At 67.4% G+C, this 307-nt stretch carries 1 protein-coding gene; it reads left to right on the top strand.

Translation table 11 applies throughout. The features are described 5' to 3' along the window. The coding region (locus tag FFK22_RS42480; RefSeq protein WP_306770289.1) for an ATP-grasp domain-containing protein at window positions 1–307 on the top strand (307 nt) is incomplete at both ends.

The raw sequence follows: 307 nt of genomic DNA, 5'->3' as shown, positions 1-307 counted from the left end.
GGAGGCCACGCCGGAGAAGATCCAGACCATCGCCATCGACCCGGCCACCGGCCTGTCGGACTTCCACGCCCGGAAGGTCGCCTTCGGGCTCGGCCTCGAGGGCAAGCAGGTCAATGCCGCGGTCGGCTTCCTGAAGGGCCTGTACAAGGCGTTCAACGAGCTCGACGCCGCGCTGGTCGAGATCAACCCGCTGGTGGTGACCGGGGCCGGTCAGCTGATCGCGCTCGACGCCAAGATGGGCTTCGACGACAACGCCCTGTTCCGGCACAAGGAGATCGAGGAGCTGCGCGACGAGAGCGAGCAGGAC

The sequence above is a fragment of the Mycobacterium sp. KBS0706 genome (assembly GCF_005938675.2).
Lineage (GTDB): Bacteria > Pseudomonadota > Alphaproteobacteria > DSM-16000 > Inquilinaceae > Inquilinus.
Note: the sequence above shows the minus strand (reverse complement) of the source record. Positions and strands in the feature narration are given on the sequence as shown.